Below are 4,205 nucleotides of genomic sequence, written 5' to 3' on the forward strand. Positions count from 1 at the left end.
TACAACAAGGCTCGCCAGGCAGCGATTACCAAAGAGCTTTCGGAGATCGTCGGCGGCGCAGCGGCTGTCTGACCACGCGATAATTAGTTTATTGATTAGGGATACGACGATGAGTCAAGGAAACATTGTTCAGTGTATCGGCGCCGTGGTGGATATCCAGTTCCCGCGTGACGCCATGCCCAGGATCTACGACGCCCTGCAGCTTGACAAGGCTGAAGAGTCGGACATGTGCGAAGCCGAATTGATGTTCGAAGTGCAGCAGCAGTTGGGCGATGGTATCGTGCGCACGATCGCCATGGGATCTTCGGACGGGCTGCGCCGCGGCATGAAGGTCAACAACACCGGCGCCGGCATCTCCGTTCCAGTAGGTAACGCGACCATCGGCCGTATCATGAACGTTCTTGGCCGGCCGATCGATGAGGCCGGGCCAATCGCTACCGACGAGCGGCGCGAGATTCACCAGCTCGCGCCGAAATTTGACGAACTGTCGCCTTCGGTCGATCTGTTGGAGACCGGGATCAAGGTTATCGACCTCGTCTGCCCCTTCGCCAAGGGCGGCAAAGTCGGTCTGTTCGGTGGTGCTGGGGTTGGCAAGACCGTGAACATGATGGAGTTGATCAACAACATTGCCAAGCAGCGCTCCGGACTTTCGGTCTTCGCAGGGGTTGGCGAGCGGACACGCGAAGGTAACGATTTCTATCACGAGATGAAGGAATCGAACGTTCTCGACAAGGTGGCAATGGTTTTCGGTCAGATGAACGAGCCGCCAGGCAACCGGCTGCGCGTCGCGCTCACCGGTCTGACCATGGCCGAGCGTTTTCGTGATGACGGTCGCGACATCCTCTTCTTCGTCGACAACATCTATCGCTACACGCTTGCCGGTACCGAGGTTTCGGCGCTGCTCGGCCGGATGCCGTCCGCCGTTGGCTACCAGCCGACACTGGCCGAGGAAATGGGTCGCCTGCAGGAGCGCATCACTTCGACCAAGGTGGGCTCGATCACCTCGATTCAGGCCGTTTATGTGCCGGCCGACGACCTGACCGACCCGTCTCCGGCAACGACCTTCCTTCACCTCGATTCAACCGTGGTGTTGTCGCGTGACATCGCTTCGCTGGGTATCTACCCGGCCGTCGACCCGCTTGATTCGACGTCGCGCCAGCTCGACCCACAGGTGGTTGGCGAGGAGCACTATTCGGTTGCCCGTGCCGTCCAGATGACTCTGCAGAAATACAAGGAATTGCGTGACATCATTGCCATTCTCGGTATGGACGAACTGTCGCCGGAAGACAAACTGGCAGTTTATCGCGCACGCAAGATCCAGCGTTTCCTGTCGCAACCGTTCCACGTTGCAGAAGTCTTCACTGGGTCGCCGGGCAAGTTCGTGCCACTCAAGGACACCATCAAGGGCTTCAAGATGATCGTTGAAGGCGAGTGCGACAACATTCCCGAGCAGGCATTCTACATGGTTGGCGGTATCGAGGAAGTGTTCGAGAAGGCCAAGACACTCTAAGCGTGATCAGGGAACGTCGTATCTTCTCGCCCTCCGGGCTGGAGGATATGACCCAGCAAGGGAAGAACCATGGCAATCAGAGTACATGTTGACGTCGTCAGTGCCGAGGAGCTGATCTTTTCGGGCGAAACGGACTTCGCGGTCTTTCCCGGTGAGGCAGGCGAGCTGGGTATCTACCCACGGCATACGCCGCTGTTGACACGCATCAAGCCGGGTACCGTCCGTCTGAAAGTGCCGGATCGTGAAGAGTATGAGCTGGTTTACGTTTCGGGCGGCATGCTGGAGGTGCAGCCGGCATTGATCACCGTGCTTGCCGATACCGCCATCCGTGCGCACGACCTCGACGAAGCCAAGGCCACGGAAGCCAAGCGTCGTGCCGAGGAAGCGCTGCGGGATCGCACTTCGGATATCAATCTGGCGACCGCAGAGGCGGAGTTGGCTCAGGCAGTGGCGCAACTACAGGCGATCAAGAAACTGCGCAACCGGCACTAGCGGAAGCGGTCGTCGCGGCCTGCGAAAACGAAGGGCAGCCCCCAGGGGGCTGCCCTTCGTTTTTTGGTTGAGGTTTTTTATACGCCTACGCCGCTCGCTTCTTCTGGGCCGCTGCGGCTTTCTCCAGCCGTTTCTCGAAGCGCGCCAGATCGTCGCGCACGATATCCACCTCCGAGCAGAAGCGTTCGACATCGCGGCGATGAGCGATCGCTGCACTCTCTTCGGTGAGGTACTCGGTCAGACCGAGCGCCAGCTTGCTGACAGCCAGCAACTGCCAGTATGCGAGCTGCCGGGTCAACTGCAGCCCACGGCGGGCGGCGATATCCCCCACGAGCCGCGCCATATCGTCTTCGACATCCCAGCGCAGATTGCGAAACACCAGTCCGAACGTCTCGGCCAGATCTGCCGATCCGGAAATCGTCGTCCCAGAGAACAGGGATTCCCGGTCAGTCATCAGGCGAACCGGCGCGTCATCGGGAAGTCGTATGCCGACTGTCTCTGTCGTGCCTTTGCCCGCGATTTCCAGGAGACCTTGTTCGCTGATCGTGAGCAGCAAGAGCAGCCGTTCGCCCCAGTGCAGGCCCGCGGTCTTGCCGGCAAAGCCGATCAGACGGCCGCGCGCCCAATCATCGCTCGCCAGCACATGATTGAGGAAAGCGAGCACCAGTCGGGGGAACATGTCCAATCGTCAATCAAAACTTGAAGCCACGGTGCAGCGCTACGACACCAAACGCGAGATTGAAGTAGTCGACCTGCTCCAGCCCGGCCTTCTCCATCAGAGTCTTCAGCCCTTCCTGGTCCGGGTGCACGCGGATCGATTCGGCAAGATAGCGATAGCTCGCCTCGTCGTGTGTGATGATCTGACCAAGACGGGGAATGACCTTGAACGAGTAGAAATCATAAACCGGGGTCAACGGCTTCCAGACCTGAGAAAACTCGAGCACCAGCAGGCGACCACCCGGCCTGAGCACGCGTCGCATCTCGCCCAGAGCCAGTTCCTTGTGGGTCATGTTGCGCAGGCCGAAGGCGACGGTCACGCAATCGAAGCAATCGTCCGGGAAGGGCAGTCTTTCCGCATCACACTGCGCCACCGGGACAATGAAGCCCTTGTCCGCCAGCCGATCACGACCGCGGGTCAGCATGGCGTGGTTGATGTCGGTCAGCCACACCTGGCCCTCGGCACCCAGTTTCCTGGCAAAAGCCAGAGCCAGGTCACCGGTGCCGCCGGCCACGTCGAGCACCCGCCAGCCGGATCGTACGCCACTCTTGGCGATGGTGAACGCCTTCCAGAGACGGTGCAGGCCGCCTGACATCAGATCATTCATCAGGTCGTAGCGCTGCGCCACGGAATCGAAAACGTCGGCGACATGCCGTGCCTTCTCTTCCTCGGCAACTTCCCGAAAGCCGAAGTGGGTTCTATTCTTGTCGCTCATCGACTCGTATGCAGCGCTACGTCGCGAGGATCAGTGTTTACCGCAGCCGCCCGAGGCCTTGGCTGGGGTCAGTGCAGGAGCGTCGCCGGGATCGCGGCTGGCTCCCGCCCGCTGCAGGCGGTCGAGGTAAGCCTGCCAAAGTTGGTCACGGTTGCGGCCCAGATTGTAGAGCAGGTCCCATGAGTACAATCCGCTATCGTGGCCGTCCGTGAAAACAGGCCTGATGGCATAGTTGCCGACCGCCTCGACACGTTCGATGCCCACCCCGCGCTTGCCGACCTGTAACACCTCCTGTCCTGGCCCATGTCCACGCGCCTCGGCGGACGGTGTGAAGACACGCAGGAACTCATAGCTCAACTCGAAGCACTCGCCGTCCTCGAAGTTCAGCTCGATGAGGCGAGACTTCTGGTGAAGTTTGATCTCGGTAGGGACTTTCGTGTGCTCGTCCAGGCCAGCCATTCTTGCCTCGGCAATCAGTGCGACGCGACATCATAGCGCAAAACCGGCTACATTGGCCTTGCCACTGCTCCCCCCACCAACGAGTGGGTGACTGTCCCACCTCTTCGGCGCCTGGACGGCGAGCGATATCGGTTCAAAGCGTTACGAAGGTCACTCGCTCGAAGTCGGGGCCATCGCTGGCCACGTGCTGCAGCCTCACCCGCACGAGGCCCTCGTTGTACACCTCCAGCAGACGTTCAGGCCGGAACCAGCCCTTCGGAATGACTAGCGTCGGTGCGGAACCCATCGCCGGGAGAGCGGGCAGCAGGAAG

General features: G+C 60.3%; 5 protein-coding genes. 2 read left to right on the plus strand and 3 right to left on the minus strand.

The features are described 5' to 3' along the window. The first annotated feature begins 109 nt into the window (after positions 1-109). On the plus strand, positions 110-1,510 hold the full coding sequence (gene atpD / locus JNK99_RS00765; protein WP_291847201.1) for a F0F1 ATP synthase subunit beta: 1,401 nt from the start codon (positions 110-112) through the stop codon (positions 1,508-1,510). A 69-nt stretch (positions 1,511-1,579) separates the two neighbouring features. Continuing rightward, positions 1,580-2,002 (plus strand): F0F1 ATP synthase subunit epsilon, encoded by a 423-nt coding sequence (locus tag JNK99_RS00770; RefSeq protein ID WP_291847204.1) that lies wholly within the window; start codon positions 1,580-1,582, stop codon positions 2,000-2,002. Positions 2,003-2,087: 85 nt separating this feature from the next. On the opposite strand, the gene JNK99_RS00775 is transcribed toward JNK99_RS00770, so the two are convergent. The 3 genes from JNK99_RS00775 to JNK99_RS00785 are packed head-to-tail and all read right to left on the minus strand — an operon-like array spanning position 2,088 to position 3,894. Next, a complete protein-coding gene (locus JNK99_RS00775; RefSeq protein WP_291847205.1) occupies positions 2,088-2,681 on the minus strand; it encodes a hypothetical protein in 594 nt (197 codons plus the stop codon). A gap of 13 nt (positions 2,682-2,694) precedes the next feature. Further along, entirely contained in the window at positions 2,695-3,435 is a 741-nt protein-coding gene (ubiE, locus tag JNK99_RS00780) for a bifunctional demethylmenaquinone methyltransferase/2-methoxy-6-polyprenyl-1,4-benzoquinol methylase UbiE (protein WP_291847208.1), read from the minus strand. Between the two features lie 30 nt (positions 3,436-3,465). Beyond that, on the minus strand, positions 3,466-3,894 hold the full coding sequence (locus JNK99_RS00785) for a DUF971 domain-containing protein (RefSeq protein ID WP_291847211.1): 429 nt from the start codon (positions 3,892-3,894) through the stop codon (positions 3,466-3,468). Positions 3,895-4,205: the final 311 nt, after the last annotated feature.

The organism is Accumulibacter sp. (assembly GCF_016789985.1).
Taxonomy (GTDB): domain Bacteria; phylum Pseudomonadota; class Gammaproteobacteria; order Burkholderiales; family Rhodocyclaceae; genus Accumulibacter.